This window comes from Bradyrhizobium sp. Gha (assembly GCF_900113735.1).
GTDB lineage: Bacteria > Pseudomonadota > Alphaproteobacteria > Rhizobiales > Xanthobacteraceae > Bradyrhizobium.
On the sequence record NZ_FOQM01000017.1, the window covers coordinates 27242 to 45914 of the forward strand.

The following is an 18673-nucleotide window of genomic DNA, read 5'->3' on the forward strand; positions in this document are numbered from 1 at the left end:
CGTCGCGCTGCGACGGCTTCTGCAGAGCGCGCTTACTCCGCCGCCGGGTGCACGATGCGCTTCGGCGCATGCGCCGTATCCGCGGCGTCACGGTGGCCGCTGCTCTCGGCGTCTTCGCCGTGCACGATCAGCCGCTTGCCGAAGCGCCAGATCAGGGCGCCGAAATCGTCCATCACCATGAACATTGCCGGCACAAACACCAGCGAGAGGATGGTCGAGAAGATCAGGCCGCCGATCACCGCGAGCGCCATCGGCGAGCGGAACTCGCCGCCGGCACCGACCGCGAGCGCGCTCGGCATCATGCCGGCCGCCATTGCGATCGTGGTCATCACGATCGGACGGGCGCGCTTCATGCCGGCGTCGATCATCGCCTCGTCGCGCGGCTTGCCGGTATTGACGGATTCGATCGCGAATTCCACCAGCATGATCGCGTTCTTGGTCACGATGCCCATCAGCATCAGGATGCCGATCCAGACCGGCGTGGTGAGCTGCTTGCCGGTGACGAGCAAGGCCGCGATCGCACCGCCGATCGAGAGCGGAAGCGAGAACAGGATGGTGATCGGCTGCAGGAAAGTGCCAAACAGCAGCACCAGCACCGCATAGACCATCATCAGGCCGGCCGTGATCGCAGTGGCGAACCCGTCGGACAGTTCGTTGAGGCTTTCGGCGTCGCCGGAGGGAGAGACCTTCACGCCCTTCGGCAGGCTCTTCATGACGGGGAGATCGTAGATCTTCTTGGTGGCGTCGCCGAGTGCCGCGCTGCCGACGAGATCGGCAGCGACGGTTGCCTGCCGCTCGCGGTCGTAGCGGTTGATGCTGGTCGGACCCTGGTCGAGCTTGACGTCCGCGATGACCGAGAGCGGGACACCGCCCTTCTCGCCATGCTCGCCGAGCGGAACGCGCAACTGCTCGAGCGTCTTCAGATTGCCGCGCGCCGCGTCCTCGAGCTGCACGCGGATCGGCACAAGACGGTCGCCGACGTCGAACTTGGCGAGCGCCGGACCGACATCGCCGATCGTCGCGACACGGATGGTCTGCGAGAGGCTTTCGGTCGAGACGCCCAGTCGCGCGGCGAGATCGGCGCGCGGCTCGATGCGCAGTTCGGGACGTTCCAGCGACGTCTCCGAGATCACGTCGGAGATGGTCGGAATTCGCTTCATCTGCGTCGCGAGTTCACTGGCGACGTTGTTGACGATGTTGGCATCGACACCGGTCACCACCAGCGAGATCGCGCGCAATCCGTTCTCGTCGAGGAACCAGAACCGGATATCGGGAACGTTCTCCAGTTCCTGACTGATCGAGAATTCGAGCTCGCGCTGGGTGATCTTGCGGTCGTTCTTGGGCGTGTAGTTGATGATCAACGAAGCGCGCCGGACTTCCTGGGTACCCGGTGGAACGCGGCCGCCATCGACGAAGATGCTTTTCACCTCCGGCCGCTTGCGCAGGCGCGCGACGATGTCCTCGGTGACCTTTTCGGTGTAGGCGAGCTGCGTGCCCGGCGGCAGTTCGAGGGCCAGCAGCGAGCGCGCGCTATCCTGCGCCGGCAGGAAGCCCTGCGGCAGCAGCGTGATGCTCCAGATCGAGGCGGCGAAGATGCCGAAGCCGATCAGCACGGTGATGAAATAATGCTTCACCGACCACGAGACGACGCCGTGATAGGTGCGCAGGATGCGGCCGGGTGGCGGCTCTTCGTGCGCGTGATGCTTGAGGAAATAGGCGGCGAGCATCGGCGTCACGAACCGCGCCGCAAGCAGCGAGAAGAACACCTGCACCGAGACCGTGATGCCGAACTGCTTGAAGAATTGCCCCGCGATACCCGACATGAAGCTCGCGGGCGCGAAGATCGCGATGATGGTCAGCGAGATCGCGATCACCGCGAGGCCAATTTCGTCGGCGGCTTCGAGGGCGGCACGATAGGGCGATTTACCCATGTTCATGTGCCGCACGATGTTCTCGATCTCGACGATGGCGTCGTCGACCAGGATACCTGTCGATAGCGTGATGGCGAGGAAGCTGACGAGGTTGAGCGAGAAGCCGAGGATGTCCATCGCCCAGAAGGCCGGGAAGATCGACAGCGGCAGCGAGACCGCGGCAATCATGGTGGCGCGCAAGTCGCGCAGGAACAGCAGCACGATGACGACGGCGAGAATGGCGCCCTCGAACAACGTCGAGATCGCCGCTTCGTAATTGCCGTTGGTGTAGTCCACCGAGGTATCGATCAGCTTCAGGTCGACATCGGGATAGGCGGCTTTGAGCGCGTCGATGCGCTTCTGCACGGCTGCGGCGACCTTCACGTCGCTGGCGCCCTTGGACCGCTTGATGCCGAGCGCGACCACCGGCTCGCCGTTGAAGCGGGCGAAGGTACGACGGTCGGCGATGGTGTCGGTCACGGTGCCGAGATCGTCGAGACGGACCTCGCCGCCGCCGAACAGCGGGACCATGGTGCCCGTCAGGTCGCTGAGAGTCTTGGCGCCGGCCAGAGTCCGGATGGCCTGGTCGTTCTTGCCGATCTCGGCACGACCGCCGGCGACGTCGACATTGGTGCCGCGCAGGCTCTGGCTGACATTGACGGCAGTCAGCCCCATCGCCTGCAGGCGATCAGGATCGAGCGAAACCAGGATCTCACGTTCGACACCGCCGATGCGCTCGACCTGGGCGACGCCGCGCACGCCCTGCAGCGCGCGCTTGACCACGTCGTCGACGAAATAGGAGAGCTGCTCCGGCGTCTTGCCCGGCGAGATCGCGGCATAGGTTACAATCGGCAGGCCGATCACGTCGACGCGCTGGATCAGCGGCTCGGTCACGTTTTGCGGCAGGTTCGAGCGCACGCGGGTCACCGCGTCCTTGACGTCGTTGAGCGCACGGTCGGTGTTGGTCTCCAGCGCGAACTGGATGGTGGTGACTGACACGCCATCGGTGATCGAGGACGTGATGTGCCGCACGCCCTCGACGCCGGAAACGGCGTCTTCGACCGTCTTGGTGACCTGGGATTCGAGCTCTGCGGGCGCTGCGCCGAACTGCGCCACAGCGACCGAAATCACGGGAATGTCGGCCGAGGGCAGTCGCGTGATCGCGAGCTTGGTGAAGGAGATCCAGCCGAGCATCAGGAGGATGATCGAAAAGACCACCGATGGCAGCGGATTACGGATCGACCATGCCGAGATATTGAGAGCCATCAGCGTACCCGCGTGCGATCGAGTTCATCGGCGAACATGGTCTTGATCTGGTCGCCGTCATGGAGCGAAGAGCCGGCGTCGGCCACGACGATTTCGCCGACTTCGACCCCTTCCAGGATTTCCGTTTGGCTGTCGGATGTCAGCCCGACGCGCACCCTCCGCGTCTCGACGGTGTTGCCCTTGACCACCTGCACGGTCAGATGGTCGATCGCGGTCTTGGGGACGGCGACGCCGCAGCTTCGCTTGGCGTCGATCGAGGCGCGGGCAAACACGCCGACCTTCAGCGAAGGATTGTTGGTGACGCTGATACGGACGCGGCCGAGCTGCGTGGCACGGTCGATCTCGGGCGCGACCAGCCGGACCCGGCCAATCAGATCGGCGGCATCGTCGCGGCTGATCCGCACCGTCGCTCCCGGGCTGAGCTTCGGCATGTGCACGGCCGGGACCTGCGCATCCAGCTCGATCTCGTTGTTGACGGCGATACGGAACATCGGTCCGGCTTGCGGCGAGGCCGGCGCACCGACGATGGTCCGCACTTCCGTGATGAGGCCCGGTGCGGGCGCCTTCAGCGAGATCGGCCCCTGCGGGGCCGGCCTCTGCGGCTGACCGGGAATCTGCGGCGGCGCCGTCAGGCGCGCCAGCTCCTGGTTGTCGGTGACGACAGTGCCCTCGGTGACGAAGAGGTCGGTGACCTTCGATCCTTCCTGGTCGACGATGACCACGGCCTCACGCCGCGGCACGAAGAAACCTGTCACCCGCACGAGGTCGGAGAAGCAGGCATTGGTCGACTTCGTCACGATGACGAGCGCCTCGCCCGGCGTCTCCTTCGCCTCGGGACGATGCCGATGCTCGAACCAGTAATAGCCGACGCCGAGCGCAAGGATGAACGCCACGGTACCCGCAGGCTTGAGATATTCGGAGACGTTCATCGCCGGATCATCCTGGCCTGGCTCGGGGTTGTGGAGCGGGTTTCCCTGATACGAAGCGGCGTCCCGCAGGACTGGGGGACGCGCGCCGGGAACAAGACCTTACACCACATCACGACTTGTCACTGCAACGGGTTACGTCGTGGTCACTTCGATGCGGTGGTCTTGTTTTCCATATTCACGACCTGCACGCGGCGGTTCACCTCCGCCATCGGCTGGGTCGGATCCTTCAGCTTGCTCTTGCCATAGCCCACGGTGACGAGGTCGGTGGCGGCGATGCTGTATTTCTCGACCAGATAGCGCTTGATCGAATCCGCGCGGCGTTCAGAGAGCTCCTGATTGTAGCTCTCGCCGCCGGCGGCGTCGGTGTGGCCGGCGACCACGAAGGTCGAGCCCTTCAGATCGGGGCTGGTCAGGGCGCGGCCCAGTGCCTGCACCGACGGTAGTGACTTGGCGCTGATATCGGCCGAGTTGTAGTCGAAGGTGATTTCGAGATCGATATTCGGCTTGTCCTTGGCTGCGGTTGCGATCTCCTCGCGCTCGGTCGAGGAAAGCGAGCGCGTGGCACGACCGCGGACGGACTGGATCAGCTTGGTTTCCGCCGGATTCGGCGCGGGATCGGCTTGAGGGGCGATCGAGAGGCCGCGGGTCAGGGGCTTCTTCTGCGGCGCCAGGGCCCGGACGATCTCGTTCTCCGTGACGTTCCTGCCGTTGCCGTCATCGCCGGCGAAGGCTGGTGCCAGCGACAGCGCGGCACCGAGGGTGATGATGGACAGAATCGCTGTCAGTCCTTTTCCAGCCGATCTCATTGTCAGTCCCTCCTGCGCGAGCCCGCGCTGTTCCAAAACCTCGGCGACAGGCCCACGGCAACGCCAGCGGCATCCGTTCGGTTAGTCTTGGCCGGATCGCCAGGGGTTCGAGCGCCGCCCGCCCCAAATCAAAAAATATCAACGCACTCCGTAGCTTGCGAATTCCTGCACGATGTTCGGATCCATCGCCTTGGCATTGGCGATGTCAAGCGCGCCTTCCTGGGTCGAACCGTTGCGCTGCTTGGCCACGCCGCGGCCGTAGAGCGAGGAGGTCAGGCGCGGATTGATCCTCAGCGCTGCGTCGAAGTCGGCAATGGCGTTCTTTGCCGCGCCGGATTTGAGGTTCACGAGGCCCCGGCTATCCAGCGCGTCGACGAAATTCGGCCGCAGCCGCAGCGCCTCGTTGCAATCCTTCAGGGCGCCCTGCAGGTCGCCGACCACGGTGCGGGTCCAGCAGCGGTTATTCAGCGCCTCGACATCCTTTGAATTGATCCGGAGCGTGTCGTCGAAATCCTTGATGGCGAGATTGTACGCCCCTTTGCTGGCATAGACCTGGCCGCGCCGGTACAGCGCATTCACGTCGTCAGGATTGGCGGCGATCTTGGCCGTCAGGCCCTTGATGGTGGGATCTTCAGCCAGCGTGGCCGCGCTCGGCCCGCCATCGGCGTTCGGCACCGGGGCGAGCTCGGCCGGTTTGACCGGTGGGGGCGGCGGAGGCAGCGCGGCCTCGACCTGCGGTTTCGCCGGCGGGGGTGGCGACGGAGGCGCTGGCGGCGCGGGCGGATTGTTCGCAGCCACCGGGGCAGGCGGTGGGGCGGGTGGATTTGGCGGCGGGTTATTGGCGACCGCAGGAGGCGGCGGCGCGGGGGGCGCCGGCGGCGGTGTCGTTGCGGCCGGGTGCGATCCGCCGGCTCCCGGAATGAACGAGAAATCCTCCGCAAGCGAGGACGAGATCCACGGCACCTGCTCGCCGCGCGAGGCGCGGGTGACGCCCATCTTGGTGCGGTTCAGCGTTTCCTCGGCCATCAGGTCCGGGACGCGGATTTCCTTGAGCAGCTCCTGGACGAACAGGCTGTGATCGCCGCCTGCGTCCGATACCACCGATGCCAGCGCGGCCGAATACATCACCAGCGTGCCGTTCGGCGCGATGACAGGCGTGAGACCGGCCGAAAAGCTGCGGAACCGGCGTTCGAACGGGTTGCGCCTGGAGGCATCGATCAGCGCGATCTTGACCCCGGCGCCGCGGGTGTTGAGCTCGCCCAGGATGGCTTCGATGCTGAAACCGTCACGGCGGACGTCGGACTCGGTCCAGATCTGCGCATCGATCGGGATCATATAGCTCTGGCGCGCCGACTGGATGCCGAACCCGCTGTAGAACAAGAGGGCGACCGAGCCCGGCTTGATCTTGCCATAGAGCTTGTCGAAGGCGCGACGCATGCCCTCGCCAGTCAGGTTCTCGCCGACCTCGACCGTAAAGCCATCCCGCTTGAGCTCATCGGCGACGTCGCGGGCGTCATTGATCGGCTCCTTCAGCGGGCTGTCGGCATCGGGATATTTGGCATTGCCGATCACCAGTGCATAGCGGTCGCTGGCCGCAAGCGAGGGAGCGGTCGGGAAAAGCGAGGCGAGCAAGGGCAGAAGAAGAAGGAAGCGAATTTTCATAATCAGCCCGGTCCAGCCAAAAAGGCGCCGTTCCCAGCTTGCGCCGCGGCGACCTTAACCTACGCAAAGTGCATTATCAGACCGGCGAGTGGGGGCGTCAACCACTTGGAGATTCGGCACTATCGCGACAATTGACCGCGACGCGCAGGTCCGCTGCGAGGGGAATAATTGAGCGGTCACGATTCTCCTCGGCGCGTTCCCATTCGGGGTTCCGGCGGCCCATGTTAGACCGCTTCTCGCGACGAAAACGTGATTTGGTCTCACATTGGGGCTCGCGTCGCCACAACCTCGGACGTTTGACCTTTGCCGCGGGCGATGGCTTGGTGCGCAAGGTCCGCTCAGAAAAAACAAAAGCCGGAATTGAGCCCATGGGAAACGCTTACGAAATCTACGCCCTGCGCTATGCGACGATGTCGCCACGCACCCCCAGCATGAATTTTCTGGCGCCCGACCCGCATGACAGCGCGGCGCAGGATCTCGACTACTTCGTTTGGCTGATCCGCGGGCAGGGCCGCGAGATCCTGGTCGATACCGGCTTCAATGCCGAGGAGGCGACCTCGCGCGCGCGAAAACTGACGCTCAATCCGGTCGATGCGCTGGAGCGTTTTGGCGTCGCGGCGTCGGGTATCCGCGACGTTATCGTGACGCATCTGCATTACGATCACGCCGGCAATCTCGATCGCTTCCCGAATGCGCGCTTTCATCTCCAGGAGCGTGAGATGGCCTATGCGACGGGTCGCTGCATGTGCAATGGACTGCTGCGACATCCATTCTCGGTCGAGCACGTCACCCTGATGGTGCGCCATGTCTATGGCGAGCGCGTCACCTTCTATTCGGGCGACGGCGAGGTCGCGCCCGGCGTGACTGTGCACCGCGTCGGCGGCCATTCCGATGGTTTGCAGGTGGTCAGGGTCGAGACGGCGCGCGGGCCGGTGGTGCTGGCATCCGATGCCGCGCACTACTACGCCAATCTGCAACGCCGCAGCCCGTTTCCGATCGTCTACAATGTGGGTGACATGGCGGTCGGCTGGGAGACGATCGAACGCCTCGCCGGGCATCCCGATCGCTACATTCCCGGCCACGATCCTGTCGTGACCGATATCTATCCGCGCGCCAGCGACAAGGTCGATGCCTGGGCGCTGCACCTCCCGCCGTCGCGTTCGTTTGCGAAGTGACGGCGAAGCCGTCATTCCGGGCTGCTGCAAAGCGGCGAGCCCGGAATCCATCGCGCCACCGGTGACGTAGTTGAAATGGATTCCGGGTTCGCGCTGCGTGCGCCCCGGAATGAGGGAGAGTACCTAATACGCCTGCTTGGCGTCGGCCTCTTCGCTGGTCTGGATCAGATCGAGGCTTCCCTCGATCTTGCCGAGCAGGGTCGAGAGCTGCTTCCGCTCCTGCGCGGTGAGGCATGCGAGGATCTCGTCTTCCCGCCGCAGCAATTGCGGAAACAGCTCCTCGTAGAGCGCGCGACCCTTCGTCGTCAGTTGCAGGCGGAATTCGCGGCGGTCGGCTTCGTTCTCGACGCGCTCGATCAGGCCGTTTTGCAACAGCGTGGTCACCGCGCGGCTGATCGTCGACTTATGCGTGCGAGTACATTGCGAGATGTATTGCGCGCTGCAGGCATCGTTGCGGAAACCGAGCGTGGCAAGCACGCGCCAGGCCGGAATGTCGAGGCCGTGACGCTCCTGATACTCGACCGCGAGCGCGGAACTGACCTCCGCTGCAAGCCGGTTGAGGCGGAACGGCACGAACTTGAACAGGTCGAGCCGCGATTTGGGCCGCGGCGAAGCCTCGTCGGCTTCTCTTGTCTTCAGCGCGATGTCGCTGGATGTCCTGGCCACGGCGAGCGCTCCGAATTCCTGTTGACGGCCGGCCGGCGCCGGTCCAAAATAGTTGCACATGAGACTATCTAGCAGGTCAGCCCGCTCCTGACCAGAGCCGAGGTTAGTATATGGCGCCGGCCAATACGCATCAGGCCAAGACCTTTCAAGCGAAGACCCAGTTTGGCTATCGCCGCCACTCCGACCAGGATCGCCCGGGCCAAAGTCCGGCCGAGCACCCGGTCGTGGTCGTTGGCGCGGGCCCGGTCGGTTTGTCGCTGGCGATCGATCTCGCCCAGCGCGGTCAGCGCGTCGTCCTTCTGGATGATGCCGACCGCATCGGCGAGGGCTCGCGCGCGATCTGCTTCTCGAAACGGTCGCTGGAATATTGGGACCGGCTCGGCGTCGCCGACCGCATGGTCGACAAGGGCGTGGTGTGGAGCGTCGGCCGAATTTTCCATGGCGAGTCCCAGCTCTATCAGTTCAACCTGCTGCCGGAGGATGGCCACAAGCGGCCGGCCTTCATCAATCTCCAGCAATATTATGCCGAGGCCTATCTGGTCGATCGCATCAGCGATTTGCCTGGAATCGATCTGCGCTGGCGCAACAAGGTGTCGGCGCTCGAACAGCGCAACGACTCTGTCGCGCTGACGATCGAAACGCCCGAAGGCCCCTATCGCCTGCATGCGCAATATGTCGTCGCCTGTGATGGCGCGCGTTCTTCGCTGCGGCAGATGGTCGGCGCCGAGTTTGCCGGACAGGTGTTCGAGGATCAATTCCTGATCGCCGACGTCAAGATGACGGCGGAATTCCCGACCGAACGCTGGTTCTGGTTCGATCCGCCGTTTCATGCAGGGCGTTCCGCGCTGCTGCATCGGCAGCCCGACGACGTCTGGCGCATCGATCTCCAGCTCAATCGCAATGCCGATCCCTCAGTGGAGAAGAGGCCGGAGAATGTGCGGCCGCGGATCGCGCGCATGCTCGGCCACGACAAGTTCGAGTTCGAATGGATCTCGCTCTACAAATTCCAGTGTCGGCGGATGGACCGCTTCATCCATGGCCGCGTGATTTTTGCCGGCGATTCCGCACATCAGGTTTCACCGTTTGGCGCGCGGGGCGCCAATTCCGGGCTTGAGGACGCTGAAAACCTGTCCTGGAAACTTGATCGCGTGCTGCGCGGCGCGTCGCCGGCAAGCTTGCTCGAGAGCTACCATGTCGAGCGCAGCCTGGCGGCCGATGAGAACATCCGCGAATCCACCCGCTCGACCGATTTCATGGCGCCGAACTCGCACCAGGAAGCGCGGCTGCGCCAGGCGGTGCTGTCGCTCGCCAAGGAGACCGAGTTCGGCAAGCGCATGGTCAATGGCGGCCGGCTCTCGGTGCCGTGCAGCTATGACTCGCCGCTGTCGTCGGGTGATGCGGATGCCTGGCGCGGTGGACCGTCGCCGGGCTGCTCGATGCTTGATGCCCCCGTAGGCGAGCAGGCCTATCTGACCGATGCGTTCCGTGAGGGTGGAACGGACTTCACCCTGCTGTCGTTCAGCAATGGCGCAGCGATCGACGTGCCCGATGACATCAAAGACATCCGCGTCGGCGGCGAGGGCGGACTCGCCGATTCCCAAGGCCTCGTCGCCAGACGCTACGACGCCGAGCCTGGTTCTGCCTACCTACTGAGGCCCGACGGCTATGTCGCGGCGCGCTTCCGCCACCCGACCCGTGAGGCGATCGCGGCGGCGCTGTCCCGGGCTGCAGGTCTGAACTGAAAAGGTCTGAATTGAGGTTCATATGCCGCTCTCTACCAGCTCCAACTTTGCGCGGCCCGACGACGCTTTCCGCGCCATCGTCGAAGCGCATCGCGGCCTCAGCGACGAGCAGAGCGCCGATCTCGACGCAGCTCTGGTGCTGATCCTCGCCAACCATATCGGCGACATCGACGTGCTCCGGGAAGCGCTCGTGCTGGCGAAGCGCCGCATGGTCGACGGGCAGCAGCAACAACAGCAACAACAATAACCTGGACTCGAGGATGAACTGATGGCGAAGAACTTCGCATCCACCGGCGATCTCGCAGAGAAGAAGATCACCTTCTCCGAGATCGGCACCGATCTCTATGCCTTCACCGCCGAGGGCGATCCGAATACCGCCATCATCGTCGGCGACGACGGCTGCCTCGTGTTTGACGCCCAGTCGACGCCGGCGATGGCCAACAAGGTGATCGAGCGCGTCAAGACGGTCACCGACAAGCCGATCAAATATGTCGTGCTGTCGCATTATCATGCGGTGCGGGTGCTGGGCGCCTCCGCCTACAAGGCGCAAGGTATCGTCGCCTCGCAGGAAACTTATCGGCTGATCGAGGAGCGCGGGCAGCAGGACTGGGATTCCGAATACGGCCGCTTTCCCCGCCTGTTCCAGGATGCGCAAAGCATTCCCGGACTGACCTGGCCCACGCTGACCTTTGAAGGCGAGATGTCGATCTATCTGGGAAAGCGCGAGGTGCGCCTGATGCAGCTGGGCGCCGGTCATACCTCCGGTGACATCGTTGCCTGGGTGCCGGATGCCGAGGTGATGTTCTCCGGCGACCTCATCGAATATCACTCGGCCTGCTATTGCGGTGACGCTCACTTGCGCGAATGGCCGATGACGCTGAACGAGATCCGGAACTTCAATCCCAAGGCGATCGCGCCGGGCCGCGGCGATGCACTGAAGGGCACCTCCACGGTACGCGAAGCCATCGCGATGACGCGCGACTTCGTCACCTCGCTTTATGGCGCGGCCGAAGTCTCCGTCGCCAAGGGGCGTACACTGAAGGAATCGATGGCGGCGACGCGCGAGGTGATGGATCCCAAATTCCACAGCTTCGCCATCTACGAGCACTGCCTGCCCTTCAACGTGTCGCGCGCCTATGACGAGGCGTCGGGCATCGACGATCCCGTGATCTGGACCGACAAGCGTGACCAGGAGATGTGGGCCGCCTTGCAAGGAGGAGGATAGTCATGAACATCAATACCTCGCCGGATCAGATCGTTCGCAGCTCGGCCCAGGTGACGCCCGGCTACATGTCCGGTTTCGGCAACAGTTTCGAGACCGAGGCGCTGCCGGGTGCGCTGCCGATCGGCCGGAACTCGCCGCAGCGCTGCGCGTACGGCCTCTACGCCGAGCAGCTGTCGGGCTCGCCGTTCACGGCGCCGCGTGGCACCAATGAGCGCTCCTGGCTCTATCGCATCCGCCCCTCGGTCAAACATTCCGGACGCTTCGAGAAGGCCGATGCAGGTCTGTGGCGCTCGGCGCCGTGCCACGAATACGATCTGCCGATCGCCCAGCTGCGCTGGGACCCGACGCCGTTGCCGAAAGAGGAGGTGACGTTCCTCCAGGGCGTGCAGACCATGACGACAGCCGGTGACGTGAACACGCAGGCCGGCATGGCCGCCCATGTCTACCTCATCACCAAATCGATGGTGGACCAGCATTTCTACAATGCCGACGGCGAGCTGATGTTCGTGCTCCAGCAGGGCAATCTTCGCCTCGTCACCGAATTCGGCCGCATCGACGCCGAGCCCGGCGAGATCGTCGTGATCCCGCGCGGCGTCAAATTCCGCGTCGAGATTCCTGATGGTCCCGCGCGTGGCTATCTCTGCGAAAATTACGGCGGCGCCTTCACGCTGCCGGAGCGCGGACCGATTGGCGCCAACTGCCTGGCCAACGCGCGCGACTTCCTCACGCCGGTTGCGAATTACGAGGACAAGGATACGCCGACCGAGCTGTTCGTGAAATGGGGCGGCTCGATGTTCAAGACGACGCTACCGCATTCGCCGGTCGACGTCGTCGCCTGGCACGGCAATTACGCGCCCTACAAATACGATCTGCGCACATTCTCGCCGGTCGGCGCGATCGGGTTCGATCATCCCGATCCCTCGATCTTCACGGTGCTGACCTCGCCCTCGGAGACGGCGGGCACCGCGAACATCGACTTCGTCATCTTCCCCGAGCGGTGGATGGTCGCCGACAACACCTTCCGTCCGCCCTGGTATCACATGAACATCATGAGCGAGTTCATGGGCCTGATCTACGGCGTCTACGACGCCAAGCCGCAAGGCTTTGTCCCAGGCGGTATCTCGCTCCACAATTGCATGCTGCCCCACGGCCCCGACCGCGACGCCTTCGACCACGCCAGCAACGGCGAGCTGAAGCCGGTCAAGCTGACGGGCACCATGGCCTTCATGTTCGAGACCCGCTACCCGCAGCGTGTCACCGCGCACGCCGCGAAGGCGGCGACGCTGCAGGACGATTATGCGGATTGCTGGAAAGGACTGGAGAAGCGGTTCGATCCGAACAAGCCGTAGTTTCTTCCCCTCTCCCCCTGTGGGAGAGGGTGGCTCGCCGCGCGAGCGGCGAGACGGGTGAGGGGTTCTCTCCGCGCGGAAACCTCTCATTCGAGTTTGCGGAGACAACCCCACATCCGGCGCTTCGCGCCACCTTCTCCCACAAGGGGAGAAGGAAGAAAGAATCGAGCCGCAAGTGACAACCCACCCCAACGATCCCAGCCTCCGCTCCTTCATCGAAATCGATCCCGCCTCCGATTTCCCGATCCAGAACCTGCCCTATGGCGTGTTCTCGACCGCGGCCAACCCGACGCCGCGCGTCGGCGTCGCGATCGGCAATTACGTGCTCGATCTCTGGGAGCTCGAGCAGGATTCTCGCCTCGATGTCGGAGCGCTCGGTGTGTTCTCCGGGCCTTCGCTGAATGCCTTCATGGCGCTCGGGCCAAAGGTCTGGACCAGGACACGGTCGCGCATCAGCGAACTGCTGCGTCACGATCATCCGGAGCTGCGCGACAACGAGGAACTGCGCCGGCAGGCGCTGGTGCCGATGCGCGATGCAAGGCTGCATCTTCCGTTCGCGGTCTCCGGCTACACCGATTTCTATTCCTCGAAAGAGCACGCCACCAATGTCGGCGTGATGTTCCGCGGCAAGGACAATGCGCTGCAGCCGAACTGGCTGCATATGCCGATCGCCTATAACGGCCGTGCGTCAACCGTTGTCGTCTCCGGCACCAGGGTGAAGCGCCCGCGCGGCCAGCTGAAACCGCCGAATGTCGATATGCCGAGTTTCGGCCCATGCAAGCGGCTCGATTTCGAGCTGGAGATGGGCGTTGTGATTGGCCAGCCTTCAGCCATGGGTGGCATGCTGACGGAGAGCCGGGCCGAAGAGATGATCTTCGGCTTCGTGTTGCTCAACGACTGGAGCGCGCGCGACATCCAGCAATGGGAATATGTGCCGCTCGGCCCGTTCCTCGCCAAGGCCTTTGCGACCTCGATCAGCCCGTGGGTGGTGACGCGCGAGGCGCTGGAGCCGTTCCGCCTGAACGGGCCCGCGCAGGAGCCGATGCCGCTGGATTACCTCAAGCAGACCAAGCCGCAGAACTACGATCTGGAGCTCGACGTCTCCTTGCGCGCTGCCGGAGCGAATGCGCCCGCCGGCATCAGCCACACCAATTTCAAATACATGTACTGGTCCTCGGTGCAGCAGCTGATGCACCACGCTTCGTCCGGCTGCGCGATGAATGTCGGCGATCTCTTGGGGTCTGGCACCATCTCGGGTCCGGAGAAGAATCAGCGCGGAAGCTTGCTCGAAATCAGCTGGAACGGCACCGAGCCGGTCGAACTGCCCGGCGGCGCAAAACGTTCGTTCCTGGAGGACGGCGACAGCCTCATCATGCGCGGCTGGTGCCAGGGCAACGGCTATCGCGTCGGGTTCGGCCAGGTCGAGGGGACGATCTTGCCGGCGGAGTAGCCTGCATCGCTGCCACAACCTCCGTCATTGCGAGCGAAGCGAAGCAATCCAGAATCCTTCCGCGGAGGGTTTTCTGCATGCTTCGTCGCATCAGCGCAAAATTGCTACGCAATTTTGTCGCGAGCTCCTCGCAATGACGGCGTGGAAACAGTTCAGCGCCTCTCCGGCGGCACGTCCTTGACCCGCGCGCAATGCGCCGCGACATCATCGACGCTGTACTTCAAATGCACACGCTTGTCCGACGCCGCCTGCTTGCTCGTGCACACGCCCGGCCGCCATTCCTGCGTCGGCCGGATCGGCCGTGGTGCGAAGCCGCCGCCGCAGTTCGGGCAGACGTTGGAGAGCTTGGTCTCGACGCAATCCGCACAGAACGTGCATTCATAGGAGCAGATTCGCGCATCTATCGCGTCAGGCGGCAGGTCGCGATCGCAATATTCGCAGTTCGGTCGAAGCTGGAGGGCCATGATTGAATCTCCGGGAGCTCGCGGATCATCGCAGATCACGCGCGTCGCGCGAATGCCGCATTTCCCTCCATTTCAGCCGGGCTTGATTTCCTTCAGCGGCAGCCGTGAGCTTTCCTTCAGCCTGTCCAGCACGATCGAGGAGCGCACATGCGCCACGCTCTGGTGCGGCATCAGGACGTCGTTGACGAGGTTGGAGAGGTCCTTGAGGTCGCGCAGCACGGCTTTCAGCACGTAGTCGGCGTCGCCCGTCAGCGAATACGCCTCCTGGATCTCGTCGATGCGGTTCACTAGCGCGCGGAAGCGTTTTGAATTGTCCGGCGAGTGGGTCGCAAGCCCGACCTGGATGAAGGCGACCACGCCGAAGCCGAGCGCCTCGCTGGAGAGGTCGGCGTGATAGCCCGAGATCACATTCTCTTCTTCCAGCCGCATCCGCCGCCGCGAGCATTGGGAGGCTGAGAGGCCTGCCAGGTCGGCGAGTTCCTGGTTGGTCAGGCGGCCATCGTCCTGGAGCGCGCCCAGGATCCTGAGGTCGAAGGCATCCACGGGAATCATGCGCTATTGGTCCATTATGTGCACGGATCGTGCATAAGGTAGCGGAAAGGCGTTCCGTTTGCACGCTCATTGCGCGCCAAATGAAGGATAGTTCCGGCCAGCAGCAATTTGGGAGAACCGCCAATGGGACCGTTTCCGCACGATGCACCGCCAGCCACGGTGAGCGCCGACAATCCGATGGGCACCGACGGGTTCGAGTTCGTGGAATACGCGCATCCCAATCCGCAAGAGCTGCACGATCTGTTCAAGCTAATGGGCTATGCGCCGGTGGCGCGCCACAAGACCAAAAAGATCACGGTCTATCGCCAGGGCGACATCAACTATCTCGTCAATGAGGAGCCCGGCACCCATGGTACTGAGTTCGTCGCCGCGCACGGCCCCTGCGCGCCGTCGATGGCGTTTCGCGTCGTCGATGCGAAGGCAGCGTATGACCGCGCGATTGCGCTCGGCGCAGAGCCTGCAGAAGCGTCATCCGGGCAGAAGACACTGGATGTGCCCGCGATCAAGGGCATCGGCGGCAGTCTGCTCTATTTCGTCGATCGTTACGGCGCCAAGGGCTCGGCCTATGATGCCGAGTTCGAATGGCTGGGCGCACGCGATCCGCGCCCGGCTGGCGCCGGCTTGTTCTATCTCGACCATCTCACGCACAACGTTCATCGCGGCCGGATGGATGTCTGGACCGGCTTCTACGAAAAGCTGTTCAACTTCCGCCAGATCCGATTCTTCGACATCGAGGGCCGAGCGTCGGGCCTGTTCTCCCGCGCGCTGACCAGCCCGGATGGCAAGATCCGGATTCCGATCAACGAGGACGCCGGCGATTCCGGCCAGATCGAGGAATATCTGACGACGTATCGTGGCGAAGGCATTCAGCACATCGCCTGCGGCTGCCGGGACATCCATCGCACCGTCGAAGGTCTGCGCGAAGCCGGCCTGCCGTTCATGCCGTCCCCGCCTGACACCTATTTCGAGAAGGTCGACACGCGTCTGCCGAATCATGGTGAGGACGTTGCGCGTCTCCGGAAGAACGGCATTCTGATCGACGGCGAAGGCGTGGTCGACGGTGGCCAGACCAAGGTGCTGCTGCAGATCTTCTCCGCGAACGCGATCGGGCCGATCTTCTTCGAGTTCATCCAGCGCAAGGGCGACGACGGCTTTGGCGAGGGCAATTTCAAGGCCCTGTTCGAGTCGATCGAGGAGGACCAGATCCGTCGCGGCGTGTTGAAGGTCGATACGGCGGCGTAGAGTCGTCGTATGCCGGTGCCCAGCGCCATCGGCCAGATGGTCAGCGTCATCGCCGGCTTGCGGCCGTTAGGCGCCGATCAGGATGGTGCCTGCTTGCAACCCTTAAGCGCGCCCTAGCGGCCCGCGTTCCACGCAGCCGTCACCGCGGAGATCTCGGCGCCTTCCGGCTCGCGGACCGTGGACTGAGTGCGCGAGAAGCGCGGCGCGGGCGCGGGCTGCTTCACGCCGTGGCGCTCGATGAAGACATTGCGGGCGACCATATGCGGGTGCTCGGTCGCTTCGGACATGGTCAGAACAGGCGCGAAGCAGATGTCGGTGCCTTCCATGATCCTGCACCAATCCTCGCGCGTCTTGCTCTTGAACACGGCCTTCAGCTTTTCCTTCAGCGCAGGCCACGCCTTGGGATCCATCTGTGCGTCGAAATCGGCATCGGTCAGGCCAGCGTGCTCTCGCAGCAACGCGTAGAACTGCGGCTCAATCGAGCCGATCGAAACGAAATGGCCGCAGGCGCATTCATAGACGCCGTAGAAGTGTGCACCGCCGTCCAGAAAATTCCGGTTGCGGCCTTCGGTCCAGCGGCCGAGCGTCTTCATGTCGAAGAAGAACGACATCAACGATGCCGCGCCGTCGCACATCGCGGCATCGACGACCTGGCCCCTGCCGGATTTAGATGCTTCCAGCAGCGCGGCGAGCACGCCGACGACGAGGTAGAGCGCGCCGCCGCCGAAATCGCCGACCAGGTTGAGCGGCGGCACTGGCGCTTCCTCGGTGCCGATCGCGGCGAGTGCGCCGGTGATGGAGATGTAGTTGATGTCGTGGCCGGCGGCATTCGCGAGAGGCCCTTCCTGGCCCCAGCCGGTCATGCGGCCGTAGACGAGTTTTGGATTGCGCGCGAGCACGACGTCAGGGCCGAGGCCGAGCCGCTCCATCACGCCGGGGCGAAAACCTTCGACCAGTGCGTCGGCGCTGGCGAGCAGCTCGAGCACCTGTGCGATCGCCGCCTTGTCCTTGAGATCGAGTTCGATCAGCTTGCGACCGCGCCCCGCCACCGACTTCATGCTCTTCTTCGCGCCGACGCGGTCCAGCGTGACCACATCGGCACCCATGTCGGCCAGCATCATGCAGGCGAACGGGCCGGGTCCAATGCCTGCGAATTCGACGATTCGAAAGCCGGCGAGCGGACCGGAGGTGCGAACGGATGCGTTTTGGGCGGGTTTATCGAGCACGTGTTGCTTCCTCTGGCCGGGGCGATGCCGGTGGTTCAGCAGGCGCCTTCCGACATGCCTCTCTGGGCGAGTTAATCGGCTGATTAACTCTTCTCGCCTTCATGCCAGCGAGGCAAGCGCTTTTCATGCATGGGCGCATCAAAAAAGCGGCGCGCATTGCTGCGCGCCGCGGAAGATTTGTGTTGAGGCGCTAGAACGAGATTTCAGCCTGCTGCGGTCACCGCGCGCTGCGCCATCACCTTGACGAGGTTGGCGCGGTACTCCGCCGTGCCGTGGATGTCCGCCAGCAACCCGCTTGCGGGAATGCTGACGTTATCCAGCGCCGACGGCGACCAGTTCGTCTTCAGCGCGGCTTCGATCGCGGGCACCCGCATGACACCGTTCTGCGAGGCACCGGTCGCAGCGACGCGGACCTCACCCGATTTCGTCTGCGCAACGAACACGCCGGTCAGCGCGAAACGCGAGGCGGGATGCCGCATCTTCTCGTAACCTGCTTTTGCAGGCACCGGAAACGAGACGGCAGTGATGATCTCGCCGTCTTCAAGCGCCGTGGTGAACAGGCCCTTGAAGAAATCTTCCGCCGAGATCGACCGCTTGTTGGTCTGCACGGTCGCGGCAAGCGCGAGCAGCGCTGCCGGGAAGTCCGCGGCCGGATCGTTGTTGGCGATCGAGCCGCCGATCGTGCCGCGGTAACGCACGGCGGGATCACCCAGTACCGAGGTGAGATAGGCGATTGCGGGAATCGCTTTTTTCACATCGGCATTCGTCATGATGTCGTAATAGGTCGTGGCGGCCTTGATGGTCAGCAAGTCGCCCGACAACTCGACACCCTGCAGCTCCTTGATCTTGCCGAGATCGATGAGGTCGGAGGGACTGGCGAGCCGCTGCTTCATCACCGGCAGCAGCGTCTGGCCGCCGGCAAGGAATTTCGCCTCGCTGCTCTTGCCGAACAGGCTGGCGGCTTCGTCGACCGAGGATGCGCGATGATAGGTGGTCTGGTACATCTTCG

At 63.8% G+C, this 18673-nt stretch carries 16 protein-coding genes; 7 read left to right on the forward strand and 9 right to left on the reverse strand.

The window, feature by feature from the left end; translation table 11 throughout:
- Nucleotides 1–32 precede the first annotated feature (32 nt).
- The 4 genes from BM222_RS20630 to BM222_RS20645 form a co-directional block, all read right to left on the reverse strand.
- Nucleotides 33–3176 (reverse strand): efflux RND transporter permease subunit, encoded by a 3144-nt coding sequence (locus BM222_RS20630; RefSeq protein WP_092231086.1) that lies wholly within the window; start codon nucleotides 3174–3176, stop codon nucleotides 33–35.
- Nucleotides 3176–4105, reverse strand: coding sequence for an efflux RND transporter periplasmic adaptor subunit (locus BM222_RS20635; RefSeq protein WP_092231089.1), 930 nt, complete (start codon nucleotides 4103–4105; stop codon nucleotides 3176–3178). Before BM222_RS20635 ends, BM222_RS20630 begins: the two co-directional genes overlap by 1 nt.
- A gap of 143 nt (nucleotides 4106–4248) precedes the next feature.
- The gene (locus BM222_RS20640; RefSeq protein ID WP_177243341.1) at nucleotides 4249–4911 is read right to left on the reverse strand and encodes an OmpA family protein; all 663 of its coding nucleotides are present in this window, start codon (nucleotides 4909–4911) and stop codon (nucleotides 4249–4251) included.
- Between the two features lie 138 nt (nucleotides 4912–5049).
- Nucleotides 5050–6573 carry a caspase family protein gene (locus BM222_RS20645; RefSeq protein WP_092231094.1) on the reverse strand — a complete coding sequence of 508 codons (1524 nt, stop codon included), beginning with the start codon at nucleotides 6571–6573 and terminating at the stop codon, nucleotides 5050–5052.
- A gap of 368 nt (nucleotides 6574–6941) precedes the next feature.
- On the opposite strand from BM222_RS20645, the gene BM222_RS20650 reads away from it, so the two are divergent.
- Complete coding sequence (locus BM222_RS20650) at nucleotides 6942–7748, forward strand: N-acyl homoserine lactonase family protein (protein WP_092231418.1); 807 nt, start codon at nucleotides 6942–6944, stop codon at nucleotides 7746–7748.
- 123 nt (nucleotides 7749–7871) lie between these two features.
- Here BM222_RS20650 and BM222_RS20655 read toward each other — a convergent pair whose 3' ends face one another.
- Nucleotides 7872–8414 (reverse strand): MarR family winged helix-turn-helix transcriptional regulator, encoded by a 543-nt coding sequence (locus tag BM222_RS20655; protein ID WP_092231420.1) that lies wholly within the window; start codon nucleotides 8412–8414, stop codon nucleotides 7872–7874.
- Between the two features lie 110 nt (nucleotides 8415–8524).
- Here BM222_RS20655 and BM222_RS20660 point away from each other — a divergent pair, with 110 nt between their 5' ends.
- The 5 genes from BM222_RS20660 to fahA all read left to right on the forward strand — a co-directional run bounded on the left by BM222_RS20660 (nucleotide 8525) and on the right by fahA (nucleotide 14180).
- Nucleotides 8525–10156: an FAD-dependent oxidoreductase gene (locus BM222_RS20660; protein WP_092231097.1), complete on the forward strand. Its 1632-nt coding sequence runs from the start codon at nucleotides 8525–8527 to the stop codon at nucleotides 10154–10156.
- Nucleotides 10157–10178: 22 nt separating this feature from the next.
- A complete protein-coding gene (locus tag BM222_RS20665) occupies nucleotides 10179–10403 on the forward strand; it encodes a DUF2783 domain-containing protein (RefSeq protein WP_092231100.1) in 225 nt (74 codons plus the stop codon).
- A gap of 21 nt (nucleotides 10404–10424) precedes the next feature.
- Entirely contained in the window at nucleotides 10425–11381 is a 957-nt protein-coding gene (locus tag BM222_RS20670; RefSeq protein ID WP_092231103.1) for an MBL fold metallo-hydrolase, read from the forward strand.
- 2 nt (nucleotides 11382–11383) lie between these two features.
- Nucleotides 11384–12730: a homogentisate 1,2-dioxygenase gene (gene hmgA, locus BM222_RS20675; RefSeq protein WP_177243342.1), complete on the forward strand. Its 1347-nt coding sequence runs from the start codon at nucleotides 11384–11386 to the stop codon at nucleotides 12728–12730.
- Nucleotides 12731–12905: 175 nt separating this feature from the next.
- Nucleotides 12906–14180, forward strand: a complete 1275-nt coding sequence (gene fahA / locus BM222_RS20680; protein WP_092231109.1) for a fumarylacetoacetase — start codon at nucleotides 12906–12908, stop codon at nucleotides 14178–14180.
- Between the two features lie 152 nt (nucleotides 14181–14332).
- On the opposite strand, the gene BM222_RS20685 is transcribed toward fahA, so the two are convergent.
- Both BM222_RS20685 and BM222_RS20690 read right to left on the reverse strand, forming a co-directional pair.
- The gene (locus BM222_RS20685) at nucleotides 14333–14644 is read right to left on the reverse strand and encodes a DUF1272 domain-containing protein (protein ID WP_092231112.1); all 312 of its coding nucleotides are present in this window, start codon (nucleotides 14642–14644) and stop codon (nucleotides 14333–14335) included.
- A 72-nt stretch (nucleotides 14645–14716) separates the two neighbouring features.
- Nucleotides 14717–15196 carry an Lrp/AsnC family transcriptional regulator gene (locus BM222_RS20690; RefSeq protein ID WP_092231115.1) on the reverse strand — a complete coding sequence of 160 codons (480 nt, stop codon included), beginning with the start codon at nucleotides 15194–15196 and terminating at the stop codon, nucleotides 14717–14719.
- A gap of 123 nt (nucleotides 15197–15319) precedes the next feature.
- Here BM222_RS20690 and hppD point away from each other — a divergent pair, with 123 nt between their 5' ends.
- Nucleotides 15320–16438 carry a 4-hydroxyphenylpyruvate dioxygenase gene (gene hppD, locus BM222_RS20695; protein ID WP_092231118.1) on the forward strand — a complete coding sequence of 373 codons (1119 nt, stop codon included), beginning with the start codon at nucleotides 15320–15322 and terminating at the stop codon, nucleotides 16436–16438.
- A gap of 113 nt (nucleotides 16439–16551) precedes the next feature.
- Here hppD and BM222_RS20700 read toward each other — a convergent pair whose 3' ends face one another.
- Together BM222_RS20700 and BM222_RS20705 are read right to left on the reverse strand one after the other, a co-directional pair.
- Nucleotides 16552–17664, reverse strand: a complete 1113-nt coding sequence (locus BM222_RS20700; protein ID WP_092231121.1) for a CaiB/BaiF CoA transferase family protein — start codon at nucleotides 17662–17664, stop codon at nucleotides 16552–16554.
- A gap of 203 nt (nucleotides 17665–17867) precedes the next feature.
- Nucleotides 17868–18668: an FAD binding domain-containing protein gene (locus tag BM222_RS20705; RefSeq protein WP_092231129.1), complete on the reverse strand. Its 801-nt coding sequence runs from the start codon at nucleotides 18666–18668 to the stop codon at nucleotides 17868–17870.
- Nucleotides 18669–18673: the final 5 nt, after the last annotated feature.